Source organism: Streptomyces europaeiscabiei (genome assembly GCF_001550375.1).
Lineage (GTDB): Bacteria > Actinomycetota > Actinomycetes > Streptomycetales > Streptomycetaceae > Streptomyces > Streptomyces europaeiscabiei.
In genome coordinates this window covers 1-13299 of sequence record NZ_LRTR01000395.1, presented here as the reverse complement: position 1 = coordinate 13299, position 13299 = coordinate 1, and the positions used below count along the sequence as shown (strand labels likewise).

Here is a 13299-nt window from a genome sequence, read left to right as displayed (position 1 = left end):
CGGGCGGGCGGCGGCTTCGTTGACGAGGTCGAGATCGACGGTGTCGGCCGGGGCTATGCCCAGCTCGGGGAGCCCGCCGCCGACGACGCGGGAGACGACCGTACGGGTCAGCGCGTCGCGCAGCCCCCGGGCGTACGCCACGTCGTCCTCCGTGACACGCAGAGCGAGCGGCGTGGGGGTGAGCCGGGACTGATCGGCCCATTCGACCAGGTCATCGGGGGTGTGCAACACCTCGTAGCGCGTCAGGGCGCCCGGACCTCCGGTGACGAGCAGCTCCAGGCAGAGGGCTCCCGGATCGAACCGGAAGACGTTCCCGGAGTAGGACCGCAGCCGGATGCCCGACACTCCCGACACCCCCTTCGAAGTCGATGCCCTGGACGACAGAGCCATGTAACCAATATAACCGGTTACATGACTGCCGCACTGAACTGGAAACTGGTCGTGGACACGCAGGACGCCCAGCCCCTGGCCGACTTCTGGGCCGCGGCGCTGGGGTACGAGGTGGAGGACCCGAGCACACTGGTCACCCATCTCCTCGCCACGGGCGACCTCCCCGAGACCGCCGTCACCGAACACAACGGCCACCACGTCTTCCGCGGCTACGCCGCCGTCCGCCACCCCGACGACCCGTACGACCCGTTCACCGGCATCGGCAAGGGCCGCCGCCTCCTCTTCCAGGACGTCCCCGAACCCAAGACGGCCAAGAACCGCCTCCACATCGACGTCCACTCCGGACCCGGCGGCCTGGACGCGCTGGTCACCCGCATGGAAACCCTGGGCGCCACCCGTGTCGAGGAGTTCGACAGGGGCCCGGCGGGACACTGGTGGGTGATGCGGGACCCGGAGGGGAACGAGTTCTGCGTGGCGTAGGCGGATGGCCCACGTCGGCCCGCGGCGCACCGGGGCCGGTCCGTCCCGATCGCGGCGTGGCCGACCGCCTCCGTGTGTACGCCCCCGCGACTTCCGCGTGTGCGCCCTCGTGAAGACTTCCGTGTGTACGCCCCCGTGAAGAGGCACGGACCAGCCCCATGCGGCCGTATGTCGTCTCGTTCGGAGCGGCCGCCGGGGTGGCTCGATGCCCGGGCAGGAGAATCCTCCCTTCGTTCCGGAAATTTTCCGTGACGCTCCGTTGGACAGGGTTCATCCCTTCTCGGAGAATTTGGGTTGTCGGCGCACAGTCACCTCCGCGCCGCCCGAGGAGGCGCCATGACCGTCCGTATCGCCACCTTCAACGCCGAGAACCTCTTCCAGCGCCCCAAGGCATTCGGTCTCACCGACGAAGAGCTGCGCAAGAAGATCCTGGAGGACTTCGCCACGCTGGTCTCCCTCCTCGACCGTGATCCCTACACGGCCCCGGACAAGCGGAAGATCGCCGCACTGCTGGAGAAACACACCTACAACAGCGACCGGGCCAAGCCGCGTTCCATCATCGTCAACGAGCCCCGCGGTGGCGCCAAGTTGCACACGACGAGCAAGGGCGCGAACGACCGGACCGTCGTCAAGGTGATCGCGAACGGCCGTTCGTCATGGGCCGGTTGGGCCGAGCTCGAGCGGGGCGACATCCGACGGATCGCCGTGGAGAACACCGCCCGGGTGATAGCCGAGGTCGACGCCGACATACTGCTGACGGTCGAGGTGGAGGACCGCCTCACGCTGGACCGCTTCAACACCCAGATCCTCAACACGGAGATTCTGGGCGCCTCTTCGGGCGCCCGCCCGTACCCCTACAACCTGCTGGTCGACGGCAACGACAGCCGCGGCATCGACGTGGGCATCCTCAGCCGCTTCCCCGTCCGGTCCGTTCGCTCGCACATCTTCGACGGGACCGAGAAGGGCGGAGATCCGGTCTTCAGCCGGGACTGCCCCGAGTTCGAGATAGAGCTACCGGGCGGCGACTCCCTGTGGATCCTCGGCAACCACTTCAAGAGCAAGGGCTTCGGCACGGCCAAGGTGAACGACGAGAAGCGTCTGAACCAGGCCAAGCAGGTCAGGAAGATCTACCGGGAGGCACTCAAGCGCTCGGCCCATGTCGTGGTCGCCGGAGACCTCAACGACTTCTTCGACAGCCCGCCGATCATGGCCCTGCGCCGCGCCGGCCTGAAGGAAGCGATGACCCACAAGAGCTACGAGGGAACCCCCGGCACCCACGGCACCGGCAACTCCCCCGACCAGAAACTCGATTACCTCATGTTCTCCCCGGAGCTGTGGGCCCGGGTCCAGGGCGTCGACGTCGAGCGGCGCGGCGGCTGGGCCCCGAGAACCTTCGAGTCGTTCGAGACCGTGACATCGAAGATCACCAGGGCCTCGGACCACGCGGCTCTCTTCGCCGACCTGGACCTGTGAACGCCGCGTTCCCCGCACCCCTGAGGGGCACGGGGAACTGCGCGACCAGCCACGTCGAGCCCGCGATCGGCCGATCACCCGAGCCGGGCGGACCCGCACCCGGCGACGGACATCACGCGCCGACGAGCCGCCCGGCGAGGTAACCCTCGATCTGGTCCAGGGAAACCCGCTCCTGCTTCATCGAGTCCCGCTCACGCACGGTCACCGCGTTGTCGTCCAGCGTGTCGAAGTCGACCGTCACGCAGTACGGCGTACCGATCTCGTCCTGGCGACGGTAGCGGCGCCCGATCGCACCCGCGTCGTCGAAGTCGATGTTCCAGTTCTGCCGCAGCGCCGTCGCGAGCCCCTTCGCCTTCGGGGACAGCTCGGGGTTGCGGGACAGCGGAAGCACCGCCACCTTCACCGGCGCGATGCGGTGGTCCAGCCGCAGCACCGTGCGCTTCTCCAGCTTGCCCTTGGCGTTGGGCGCCTCGTCCTCGGTGTACGCGTCAAGCAGGAACGCCAGCATCGTGCGGCCGACACCGGCCGCCGGCTCGATGACGAACGGCGTGTACCGCTCGCTCGACTCCTGGTCGTAGTACGACAGGTCCTGGCCGGAGGCCTTGGAGTGGGCGGAGAGGTCGTAGTCGGTGCGGTTGGCGACGCCCTCCAGCTCACCCCACTCGTTGCCGCCGAACTGGAAGCGGTACTCGATGTCGGCGGTGCGCTTGGAGTAGTGGGAGAGCTTCTCGGCCGGGTGGTCGTACCAGCGCATGTTCTCCTCGCGCATGCCCAGGCCGGTGTACCAGTTCCACCGCTCCTGCATCCAGTACTCCTGCCACTTCTCGTCCTCGCCCGGCTTGACGAAGAACTCCATCTCCATCTGCTCGAACTCGCGGGTGCGGAAGATGAAGTTGCCGGGCGTGATCTCGTTGCGGAAGGACTTGCCCATCTGGGCGATGCCGAACGGCGGCTTGCGGCGCGAAGTGGTCTGCACCTGGGCGAAGTTGGTGAAGATGCCCTGGGCGGTCTCGGGGCGCAGGTAGGCGACGGAGCCGGTGTCCTGGGTGGGGCCGAGGTGGGTGGAGAGCAGACCCGAGAACTGCTTGGGCTCGGTGAACTGACCCTTGGTGCCGCAGTTGGGGCAGTTGACGTCCGCGAGGCCGTTCTCCGGCAGGCGGCCCTTCTTCGCCTCGTACGCCTCCTCCAGGTGGTCCGCGCGGAACCGCTTGTGGCAGGAGGTGCACTCGGTGAGCGGGTCGGAGAAGGTGGCGACGTGGCCGGAGGCGACCCAGACCTCGGGGGCCAGGATGACGGACGAGTCGATACCGACGACGTCCTCGCGCGACGTCACCATGTAGCGCCACCACTGACGCTTGATGTTCTCCTTGAGCTCGACACCCAGCGGTCCGTAGTCCCAGGCGGCCTTCTGGCCGCCGTAGATCTCGCTGCAGGGGAATACGAAGCCTCGGCGCTTGCTCAGGCTGACGATGGTGTCGATCTTGTCGGCGGCCACGGTGCTCTCTTCATTACGACGACGGGCGACGAAGCGCTGCGCTCCTGGAGGGAAGCGAACGCGCTTCAGAGCGAATGCCTCAGGTTACCGGCGGGGCCTCCCCTCCGATCAAATCGGTTCGGAGACGGAGACGGCGAGAGCCGGACAAAGGCCTTACCAAGGGCTTACCACCAGGCTTGTTGACAATCGTTTCCAGATAAGATGAAAATGACTGTCATGAACGTAGTACGACGACGACTCCTGATACCCGCGGCGGCGACCGCGGCCGCCGCCCTGAGCCTCACCACGCTCTCGGCCTGCTCCACCGACAGTGCCGCCGCCGGCAACACGGACAAGTTCGACGTGGTCGCGTCGTTCTATCCGATGGCCTTCCTCGCCGAGCAGATCGGCGGGAGGTACGTGAACGTCACCAGTCTGACCGAACCCGGCCAGGAGCCGCACGACCTGGAGATCAGCGCCAAGCAGACCGCCGCGCTCCAGGAGTCGGACGCCGTGCTCTACCTCAAGGGTCTCCAGCCCTCCGTGGACGACGCGGTCGCGCAGTCCGAGCTCAAGACGAAGATCGACGCCGCCAAGCTGACCACCATGGAGCACCACGGCAACGAGGTCGGCGGCCACTCGGCCGAGCACGACGACCACGAGAACGAGGAACTGGCCGGCAAGGACCCCCACCTCTGGCTCGACCCCGTGAAGTACGCCGAGGTCGCCAAGGGTGTCGGCGCCGCCTTCGAGAAGGCCGACCCGGACCACGCGGACACCTACAAGACCAACACCGAGGCCCTGGTCGAGAAGCTGGGCGCGCTCAACGACCAGTTCGAGAACGGTCTGAGGAACACCGACACCAAGGTCTTCATCACCACCCACGCCGCCTTCGGCTACCTCGCCGAGCGCTACGGCCTCACCGAGGAGGCCATCTCCGGCCTCGACCCCGAGTCCGAGCCGAGTGCCGCGCGGGTCAAGTCACTTGAGAAGATGGCGAAGGCCGACGGCGTGACCACCGTGTTCTACGAGACACTGGTCAGCGACAAGACCGCGAAGACCATCGCCGCCGACGCGAACCTCAGGACGGACGTCCTCGACCCGATCGAGGGCATCACCGAGAAATCGCGCGGCAAGGACTACTTCTCGGTGCAGGAAGCCAACCTCAAGGCGCTCCGGACCGCCCTGGGAGCCAAGTGATCACTCGGAGGCAGCAGGCATGACCGAGCCCGTCATCTCGCTCCGCGGCGTCCGCGCCGAACTGGGCTCGCGCACCGTCCTGCGCGGCATAGACCTCACCGTGCACCGCGGTGAGGTCGTCGCGCTGCTCGGCGCCAACGGCTCCGGCAAGTCCACCGCCGTGCGCACGGTGATCGGACAGGTGCCGCTCAGCGACGGCGAGATCGAGCTGTTCGGCACCCCGCGCCGCCGCTTCCGCGACTGGCGGCGCCTCGGGTACGTGCCGCAGCGCACGACGGCGGCGGGCGGTGTCCCGGCGACGGTGACGGAGATCGTGGCCTCGGGCCGGCTCTCCCGCACCCGCCTCGGCATCCTCCGCAGGGCCGACCACGAGGCGATCCGCCGGGCCCTGGACATGGTCGGCATGGCGGACCGCGCCAAGGACTCGGTGAACGCCCTCTCCGGCGGCCAGCACCAGCGCGTCCTCATCGCCCGCGCCCTCGCCTCCGAACCCGAGCTGCTGATCATGGACGAGCCGATGGCGGGCGTCGACCTGGCCAGCCAGGAGGTGCTGGCCGCGACCCTGCGCGAGCAGGTCGCCAAGGGCACGACGGTGCTGCTGGTCCTCCACGAACTGGGCCCGCTGGAGCCGCTGATCGACCGCGCGGTGGTGCTCCGCGACGGCTGCGTCACCCACGACGGCCCGCCCCCGAAGGCGGTCGGCCAGCACGCGCTGCCCGGCCACGACCACGTACACCCGCACGCGGCACCGGGCACCGGGCCCGTCCGTACGGGCCTGCTGAGCTGAGAAGGCGATCGCGATGGACATCCTCAACTACGCCTTCATGCAGCGGGCCCTGCTCGCCGCCGTCCTCGTCGGCATCACCGCCCCCGCGATCGGCATCTACCTCGTCCAGCGCCGCCAGGCCCTCATGGGCGACGGCATCGGCCATGTCGCGATGACGGGCGTGGGCCTCGGCTTCATGCTGTCGTGGTCCCCGGTCTGGATGGCGACACTGGTGGCCGTGCTGGGCTCGGTTCTGATGGAGCTGATCCGCTGGTACGGCAGGACGCGCGGCGACATCGCCCTCGCCATGCTCTTCTACGGCGGCATGGCGGGCGGTGTGATGCTCATCAACCTCGCGCCCGGCGGGACCAACGCCAACCTGATGTCGTTCCTCTTCGGCTCGCTGTCGACCGTGTCACAGGAGGACATCACCGCGATCTGCATTCTGGCCGCGTTCGTGATCGTGATGACACTGGCCCTGCGGCGGCAGCTGTTCGCGGTCAGCCAGGACGAGGAGTTCGCCCGGGTCACCGGCTTGCCCGTGCGCGCGCTGAACCTGCTGACGGCGGTCACGGCGGCGGTGACCGTGACGGTCGCCATGCGCGTGGTCGGTCTGCTGCTGGTGTCCGCGCTGATGGTCGTCCCCGTCGCCGCCGCGCAGCAGCTCACCCGCAGTTTCGCGGCCACTTTCGCGATCGCCGTGGCCATCGGGGTGTCCGTGACGATCGGCGGCGCGGTCACCTCGTACTACCGGGACGTACCGCCCGGCGCGACGATCGTGCTGCTCGCCATCGCCGTGTTCATGGTGCTCACCGCGCTGGCGGCACCGCTGGCCAGGCGGCGCGCGAAGGCCCTGGAAGCGGCCGCCGGCGACCCGGCTGTCTGTGTGATCCCGAAGGCCGGTGAGGCCGCCGCGGCGGAGGTGGTCAGGGACACGGTTCCGGCCAGCCGGGGCTCCGTCGAGGGGTCCACGGGCTGACCGGCGTCCGCCCGTAACTCATCGGGCCCGCGCGGGCTGGCACAATGGCCCCCGCAAGACCGCTACGCGAGGAGGCAACGGTGACGACCGCCGGACCCGTACGAGGTCGTTCCACCCGACAGCGGGCGGCCGTGGCCGCGGCACTCGACGAGGTCGACGAGTTCCGCAGCGCGCAGGAACTTCACGACATGCTCAAGCACAAGGGCGACTCGGTGGGGCTCACCACCGTGTACCGCACGCTGCAGTCCCTCGCCGACGCGGGCGAGGTCGACGTCCTGCGCACCTCCGACGGCGAGTCCGTCTACCGGCGCTGCTCCACCGGCGAGCACCACCACCACCTCGTCTGCCGTCTCTGCGGCAAGGCCGTGGAGGTGGAGGGCCCGGCGGTCGAGAAGTGGGCCGACGCGATCGCCTCGGAACACGGCTTCGTGAACGTCGCCCACACGGTGGAGATCTTCGGCACCTGCGCGGAGTGCGCGGCGAAGACCGCGTAGGCCGGGCCGGCATCGCGCCCGGCTTCGGCTTCGGCTTCGGCTTCGGCTTCGGCTTCGGCTTCGGCTTCGGCTTCGGCTTCGGCTTCGGCTTCGGCTTCGGCTTCGGCTAGATCTTGCGTCCGAAGCAGCGCTCCAGCTCGTTCAGTTCGTAGAAGGGGCTGTTCTTCGAGACCGGCCGGCAGCCGGTCCTGAAGGCGGTCTCCTTCTCGTTGTAGAGCATCCGGACGACATAGGTGGAGCCCTTCTTGAAGACGTCCCACTGGATGTTCGCGCCCAGCGGCGCCACGTTCGCGCCGCGCCAGGGGCTGTCGGCGTAGGTGTACGGCTTCCCGGCGGTCGCGGCCTCGGTGCTGCCGGGCAGGCCCATCAGCGCGGCAAGCGGGATGATCTCCTCGGCGTGAGTGAACCGCAGCTCGGCGCCCAGCTCGCTCGTCCCGTCGCGCTTGGCCTCGACCTGGCGGAAGAAGTCGTCGAGCAGGACGTTCGCCATCCCGTAGGTGATGTCGCCACCGGCGAAGCTCGGGCCCTTCTCGTAGAAGTCCTCGGCGTCGCCGAGGTAGCCGAACCAGGCGGCATCGCGCTGCGCGATGTACCGGTCCATGTGCCAGCCCTTGCCCCCGGGGCTCTCCTCGCTCATCGCCGGGGCGATGGCGTAGAGGTTGTAGACGGCCTCGGCGGCGTCGACGGCGCTGCCGGTGGAAGCGAACTCACCGGCGGCGATCCGCTGCACGAACGCCGGCTTGAAGATCTTCTTCAGGACGTTCGTGGCGGCGCGGGCCGTGGCCGGCTGGTCCTTGATGCTCTCCAGCGTGTCCGCGAGCCGCTGGTCGTTCGCCAGCCAGGTCTGGTAGGCGGCGCCGCCGGAGGACTTGTGGAAGTACAGCAGGTCCTTGTCGGTGCGGACGGGGCCGATGAGCGGCTTGACGGCCGGGGCGGCGTCACCGAGGGCGGTGGCGAAGGTGTTGCCGCTGTCGACGGCCCGTCCCTGCCCGGAGCTGACCACGTCGATCTTCTCGGAGTCCTGGGCGATCCGTCGGAACAGCCCCGGCAGCCGCTTCTCCAGCCGGGTGGCCGTGTCGCGCATCTCCTGCTTGCCGCGCCCGCTGAGGTTGCCGTACCCGACCTTCGCCATGGCGGCCTGCAAGGCGCGCACCCTGGGCCCGAACCCCCGCCCGCGCGAGGTGAGCTGCCCCTCGCTCGACGCCTTGTCCCACAGCGCGAGGATCAGGTCGCCGTCCGAGCTGTCGGTCGCGGAGCGCGATCCGTGCCGGGAGACGTTCTCCGTGAACACCGGGACGAAGCCCTTGGGCGCGCTCCGGTAGGAGCGGGCTTTCTGCTGCGGCACGTACGTGGCCTTCGTCCCGTAGGAGAGGGTGGTGGCCGAGGCCTGTCCGACGGCGGCCTGCGCCGACAGCGGGGCGACCAGCAGGGCACTGAGCCCGAGGGCCAGGGCGGGGGCGGTGCGTCTCATGGTGGGACCGTTCCGTCATGGGGAGGCCGGGAGGCCTGGTGAGGCCGGGAGGCCTGGTGATCACCGGGAGGCCTGGTGATCACCGGGGATCTCCTCCATGTTCGGCGGGCGACATGAACGCGCCATGGCGGAAAAGTATGGTTCGCCCCAAGCGCCTCACCGGCGTGCGCCAAGCGCGCAGGCCGGGCCTTCGCACCGCATCCAGGCAAGGCCCTCGCACCGCACTACAGCCGGGTGAGACCTTCGCGGTCGAGGACGGCGCGGAGCCGGTCGGCGTCGGCCGGGTTCGTCAGGCCGCGCTTCGGCAGCACGGTGAGGCGGGGCGCGTGGGCGCCGCTGAAGAGGACGAAGGTGTGCGGGGTCTCCGCGTACCGGGACACCTGTGACCAGCGGGCCGGGTGTTCGGTGCCGTGGTCGTGCTCGACGGTCACGCCCCACAGGTCCAGCACGGTGCGGTGCAGCCCCCGGGCCGCCGCCCGCCGGTGGAGGAGGCGGGCCTGGAACCGGGGCAGCAGGACGAGGCCGAGGACCGCCGCCACCGGCATCACGAGGACCTGGGCGTCAGGCGTACCGCCCGACGCCAGGGCCAGGACCGTGACGAGCGCGCCCGCCCCGGCCGAGAACAGCAGCAGCCCCTGTCCCCACCGGCCGGCGGCCGAGGCGCGCGTGGACGCGCGGACCGCCTCGCGGAAGTCCCCGACCGTCGCCCGGTACACCAGCTCCACGTTCTCCCCACCGGCCTCGGCCAAGGGTCAGTCCTCCGTCCGGCCCTCCATCGCGAGCAGCTCCTCGTTCGGGATGGCGCCGCCGAAGCGGCGGTCGCGGGAGGCGAACTCCATGCAGGCGCGCCACAGGTCGCGGCGGTCGAAGTCCGGCCACAGCACGTCCTGGAAGACCATTTCGGCGTAGGCGCTCTGCCAGAGCAGGTAGTTGGAGGTGCGCTGCTCGCCGCTGGGGCGCAGGAAGAGGTCGACGTCCGGCATGTCCGGGTAGTAGAGGTACTTCGCGAAGGTCTTCTCGTTGACCTTGGAGGGGTCCAGCCGGCCCGCGCGGATGTCCTCGGCGAGGGCCTGCGCCGCGTCGGCGATCTCGGCGCGGCCGCCGTAGTTCATGCAGAAGTACAGCGTCAGCAGGTCGTTGTCCTTGGTCTGCTCCTGGGCGACCTGGAGCTCCTTGGCGACCGACTTCCACAGCTTGGGCATACGGCCCACCCAGCGGACCCGGACGCCGAGCTCGTCGAGCTGGTCGCGGGTCTTGCGGATGAAGTCGCGGTTGAAGTTCATGAGGAAGCGGACCTCGTCGGGCGAGCGCTTCCAGTTCTCGGTGGAGAAGGCGTAGAGCGAGATGTTGCGCACGCCGATCTCGATCGACCCCTGGAGGACGTCGAGCACGCGCTCGGCGCCGACCTTGTGGCCCTCGGTGCGCGGCAGCCCGCGCTCCTTGGCCCAGCGGCCGTTGCCGTCCATGACGATCGCCACATGCTTGGGGACCAGCTCGCCGGGGAGCTTGGGCGCGCGGGCGCCGGACGGGTGCGGCGTCGGTGCCTTGTGCTCGCGGCGCTGACGCCCCAGGAACCCGCGTACCACCATGTGCTTCTCGTCTCCTCTGTGATGCTTACGACTCTGTGGTGCTTGACGACTGTGTCGCTTTGACGACCGTGCCGCTTGACGACCGTGCCGCTTTGACGACTCTGTGCTGCGTTGACGACTCTGTGCTGCTTACGACTTTTCCACGTACCGCAGTGAGCGCAGGCCGCGCTCCAGATGCCAGTGCAGATAGGCGGACACCAGGCCGCTGCCCTCCCGGACGTGCCGCGGCTCGCTCGCGTCCGCGGTCTCCCAGTCTCCCGTAAGAAGCGCGGCGAGCAGTTCCAGCGTCTGTGGCGAGGGTACGACGCTGCCCGGCACCCGGCAGTCCACGCAGACGGACCCTCCGGCGGAGACGGAGAAGAACCGGTTCGGGCCGGGCATGCCGCACTTGGCGCAGTCGCTGAAGCTGGGGGCGTAGCCGTTGACGGCGAGCGAGCGCAGCAGGAAGGCGTCGAGGACGAGGTGCGGCGCGTGCTCGCCGCGGGCGAGGGTGCGCAGCCCGCCGACGAGCAGCAGGTACTGCTGCACGGCGGGCTCGCCCTCGTGGTCCGTGAACCGCTCGGCCGTCTCCAGCATGGCCGTCCCGGCGGTGTAGCGGGTGTAGTCGCTCACGATGCCGCCGCCGTAGGGAGCGATGGTCTCGCTCTGGGTGCACAGGGGCAGCCCGCGTCCGATCAACTCGCTGCCCCGCGCGAAGAACTGCACGTCCACATGCGAGAAGGGTTCGAGCCGCGCCCCGAACTTCGACTTCGTCCGCCGCACCCCCCGGGCCACCGCCCGCACCCGTCCATGACCACGAGTGAGCAGCGTGATGATCCGATCCGCTTCACCCAGCTTCTGGGTGCGCAGGACGACTCCGTCGTCGCGGAACAGGCTCATGCCGCCCATTCTCGCCTACGGTCGCCCCTTCAAGGGACCTCGCCCCGGCTGCGGGCGTTCTCGTACGCGGTCGCCGCGCGCAGCCGTTCTATGGTCGTGGCGGCCCGTACGGCTTCGGGGGCGCAGTCCCATTCCCTCCCTCCACCGACCGGCCGCAGCTGTACGTACGGGCCCTCGTGGCCCATGACCCTGCCGACCTTCCCGGTGCGGATGTCGACCGCGTAGGTGCCGATCGACGGCTTCTTCCCGTTACCGCTCACCGCAGGGCCGCCGCCGAAATGCGCGGTACAGGAAGAACAATTCCCGCCTTTCCGGCCGTCTGCCGCAATTCCTCCACCAAATCCTCCGCCTCTTCGACGCGCCCGCCGAGTGTCGTCCCCCGGACCCTTCTCGCACTGCTTTCACGGTGCTCCCCCGCACCATCGGATTTCACTCTTCGCATCTCCCTGGTGACCTGCCGTGTCTAAAATCGGCGGGAGTCTGTCCTGTACAACTTCAGGGCGGCACAAAAGCGTTGGGCCTTGGTCGATGAACCCGGAAGGCGTGTATACAAATGCGGCGCATTCGTCGCGTCCCGCCGACCCGCTGACCGCCGTCACCGACCCTCCGCTGCGACCCCTGCCGGAGCGGGCCGTCGCGCTGCTGCGGAGCCTCGACGCCCCACCCCGGCTCGTGGCGCATCTGCGGCTCGTGCACGACGTGGCGTACGGCCTGGTCGACTGGGCGGAGCGGCGGTACCCGGAGCCGCCGTTCGACCGTGCGGCCATGCTCTTCGGGGCGGCCACGCACGACATCGGAAAGACGGCGCACATCGAGGAACTGTCGGGCCCAGGATCCGCGCACGAGGAGGCCGGGCGCCGGCTGCTCCTGGAGCACGGCGTCGAGCCGGAGTCGGCGAGGTTCGCGGCGACGCATGCCACGTGGGCGCAGCCGGGGATCGGCACGGAGGACCTCCTGGTCGCCCTCGCGGACAAGGTGTGGAAGAACAAACGGGTCCGGGAGCTGGAGGACCTCGCGGTCGGACGGCCGGCCGAGGTGAGCGGCAGGCCCGCCCGGGAGGAGTTCATGGCCCTCGACGACCTGCTCGACCTGCTCGACCTGCTCGACCCGCTCGGCGCGGACGCGGACCGGCGACCGGCCTTCCAGGCCGACCACCCCGTACACCCCCCCGTACACCCCGTACACCCCGTAGACCCAGCAGGCCCGTAGGCCCGCAGACCCCGTACATCCGTAGCCCCACGGCTCCCGCGCCACATCGCCGCAGGCGGTCCTCACAGCATCGCCACAGGTGGTCCTCACATACATGGGGAATCTTCGCTTCGTCCACCTAAGATTCCCTTTGGTTCCCCCGTTTTCCGACAACTCGCTGGCGCATCATGCGTCATGGGAAACCACTCGGCGTACATGAGCGTCGAACGTTGCGTGAGCAACCGCTGTCCCGGCGGTCCGACGGCACGGAAGATGGGGACCCGTGGAGCTGGAATTCCGACTGCTCGGCCCGGTCGAGGCGTGGCACGGTGACAGACCCCTGCGGCTGGGCGGGCCGAAACCGCGTGCACTGCTGGCCGTGCTGCTGCTGCGGGCCGGGCATGTGGTACCCGCGGACGCGCTGGTGGACGTGATCTGGGGGGACGAGCCCCCGGACACCGCGCGGGCGCTGGTGCAGACGTATGTGTCGGCGCTGCGGCGGGCCCTGCCCGCCGAGGTGGCGGAGGCGATCGAGACCCGGCCGCCGGGGTATGTGATGCGGCCCGGCGTCGGACGGGTCGATCTCGCGGAGTTCGAGGCGCGCACGGCGGACGGGCGGCGGGCCGCCGCCGACGGGCACCACACGGAGGCCGCCCTGCTGCTGCGGCAGGCCCTGGAGCTGTGGCACGGACCGGCGCTCGGCGGGGTCGGGGACGCGCTGCGGGGTGAGGCCGGGCGACTGGAGGAGGCCCGGCAGGCGGCCCTGGAGGAACGCATCGCCGCCGAGCTGGAGGCCGGTGGGCACGAGGCGGAGCTGGTCACCGAGCTGACCGCGCTGGTCGGGGCCCGGCCGACCCGGGAGCGGCCGCGCGGGCAGCTGATGCTGGGCCTGTACCGGCTGGGCCGGCAGGCCGAC

Annotated in this window: 16 protein-coding genes; 9 read left to right on the top strand and 7 right to left on the bottom strand. The window is 69.6% G+C overall.

Going from position 1 to position 13299, the window contains the following annotated elements:
* Window positions 1-390 (bottom strand): ABATE domain-containing protein (locus AWZ10_RS18800; protein ID WP_244172519.1); only part of this gene is annotated, 390 nt, incomplete at its 3' end.
* Window positions 391-411: 21 nt separating this feature from the next.
* Between AWZ10_RS18800 and AWZ10_RS18795 the strand changes: the two genes are divergently transcribed.
* Both AWZ10_RS18795 and AWZ10_RS18790 read left to right on the top strand, forming a co-directional pair.
* Complete coding sequence (locus AWZ10_RS18795; protein WP_046706499.1) at window positions 412-870, top strand: VOC family protein; 459 nt, start codon at window positions 412-414, stop codon at window positions 868-870.
* Window positions 871-1206: 336 nt separating this feature from the next.
* Window positions 1207-2343 carry an endonuclease/exonuclease/phosphatase family protein gene (locus AWZ10_RS18790; RefSeq protein ID WP_060891621.1) on the top strand — a complete coding sequence of 379 codons (1137 nt, stop codon included), beginning with the start codon at window positions 1207-1209 and terminating at the stop codon, window positions 2341-2343.
* Between the two features lie 112 nt (window positions 2344-2455).
* Here the strand turns inward: AWZ10_RS18790 and AWZ10_RS18785 are convergent, their stop codons facing one another.
* On the bottom strand, window positions 2456-3838 hold the full coding sequence (locus AWZ10_RS18785; RefSeq protein WP_037699777.1) for a glycine--tRNA ligase: 1383 nt from the start codon (window positions 3836-3838) through the stop codon (window positions 2456-2458).
* A gap of 216 nt (window positions 3839-4054) precedes the next feature.
* On the opposite strand from AWZ10_RS18785, the gene AWZ10_RS18780 reads away from it, so the two are divergent.
* The 5 genes from AWZ10_RS18780 (at window position 4055) to AWZ10_RS55120 (ending at window position 7366) form a co-directional block, all read left to right on the top strand.
* Window positions 4055-5017, top strand: coding sequence for a metal ABC transporter substrate-binding protein (locus tag AWZ10_RS18780; RefSeq protein WP_060891620.1), 963 nt, complete (start codon window positions 4055-4057; stop codon window positions 5015-5017).
* Window positions 5018-5036: 19 nt separating this feature from the next.
* Window positions 5037-5804, top strand: coding sequence for a metal ABC transporter ATP-binding protein (locus AWZ10_RS18775; protein ID WP_046706502.1), 768 nt, complete (start codon window positions 5037-5039; stop codon window positions 5802-5804).
* 13 nt (window positions 5805-5817) lie between these two features.
* The gene (locus AWZ10_RS18770) at window positions 5818-6762 is read left to right on the top strand and encodes a metal ABC transporter permease (protein ID WP_046706503.1); all 945 of its coding nucleotides are present in this window, start codon (window positions 5818-5820) and stop codon (window positions 6760-6762) included.
* An 80-nt stretch (window positions 6763-6842) separates the two neighbouring features.
* Window positions 6843-7256 (top strand): Fur family transcriptional regulator, encoded by a 414-nt coding sequence (locus tag AWZ10_RS18765; RefSeq protein WP_046706504.1) that lies wholly within the window; start codon window positions 6843-6845, stop codon window positions 7254-7256.
* A complete protein-coding gene (locus AWZ10_RS55120) occupies window positions 7235-7366 on the top strand; it encodes a hypothetical protein (protein ID WP_279616629.1) in 132 nt (43 codons plus the stop codon). Before AWZ10_RS18765 ends, AWZ10_RS55120 begins: the two co-directional genes overlap by 22 nt.
* Here the strand turns inward: AWZ10_RS55120 and AWZ10_RS18755 are convergent.
* The 5 genes from AWZ10_RS18755 to AWZ10_RS18735 form a co-directional block, all read right to left on the bottom strand.
* Window positions 7363-8727 (bottom strand): histidine-type phosphatase, encoded by a 1365-nt coding sequence (locus AWZ10_RS18755; protein WP_046706505.1) that lies wholly within the window; start codon window positions 8725-8727, stop codon window positions 7363-7365. The two genes, AWZ10_RS55120 and AWZ10_RS18755, sit on opposite strands and share 4 nt — an antisense overlap.
* Window positions 8728-8951: 224 nt before the next feature.
* Window positions 8952-9476, bottom strand: a complete 525-nt coding sequence (locus AWZ10_RS55115; RefSeq protein WP_046706506.1) for a YcxB family protein — start codon at window positions 9474-9476, stop codon at window positions 8952-8954.
* Window positions 9477-9479: 3 nt separating this feature from the next.
* Window positions 9480-10316: an isoprenyl transferase gene (locus AWZ10_RS18745; protein ID WP_046706507.1), complete on the bottom strand. Its 837-nt coding sequence runs from the start codon at window positions 10314-10316 to the stop codon at window positions 9480-9482.
* 129 nt (window positions 10317-10445) lie between these two features.
* Window positions 10446-11195 carry a DNA repair protein RecO gene (gene recO, locus AWZ10_RS18740; RefSeq protein ID WP_046706510.1) on the bottom strand — a complete coding sequence of 250 codons (750 nt, stop codon included), beginning with the start codon at window positions 11193-11195 and terminating at the stop codon, window positions 10446-10448.
* A gap of 29 nt (window positions 11196-11224) precedes the next feature.
* Entirely contained in the window at window positions 11225-11455 is a 231-nt protein-coding gene (locus tag AWZ10_RS18735; protein WP_037699798.1) for a hypothetical protein, read from the bottom strand.
* A gap of 283 nt (window positions 11456-11738) precedes the next feature.
* Between AWZ10_RS18735 and AWZ10_RS18730 the strand changes: the two genes are divergently transcribed.
* Entirely contained in the window at window positions 11739-12404 is a 666-nt protein-coding gene (locus tag AWZ10_RS18730) for an HD domain-containing protein (protein WP_244172518.1), read from the top strand.
* A gap of 262 nt (window positions 12405-12666) precedes the next feature.
* On the top strand, window positions 12667-13299 hold a 633-nt coding region (locus tag AWZ10_RS18725; RefSeq protein WP_167365966.1), incomplete at its 3' end, for an AfsR/SARP family transcriptional regulator.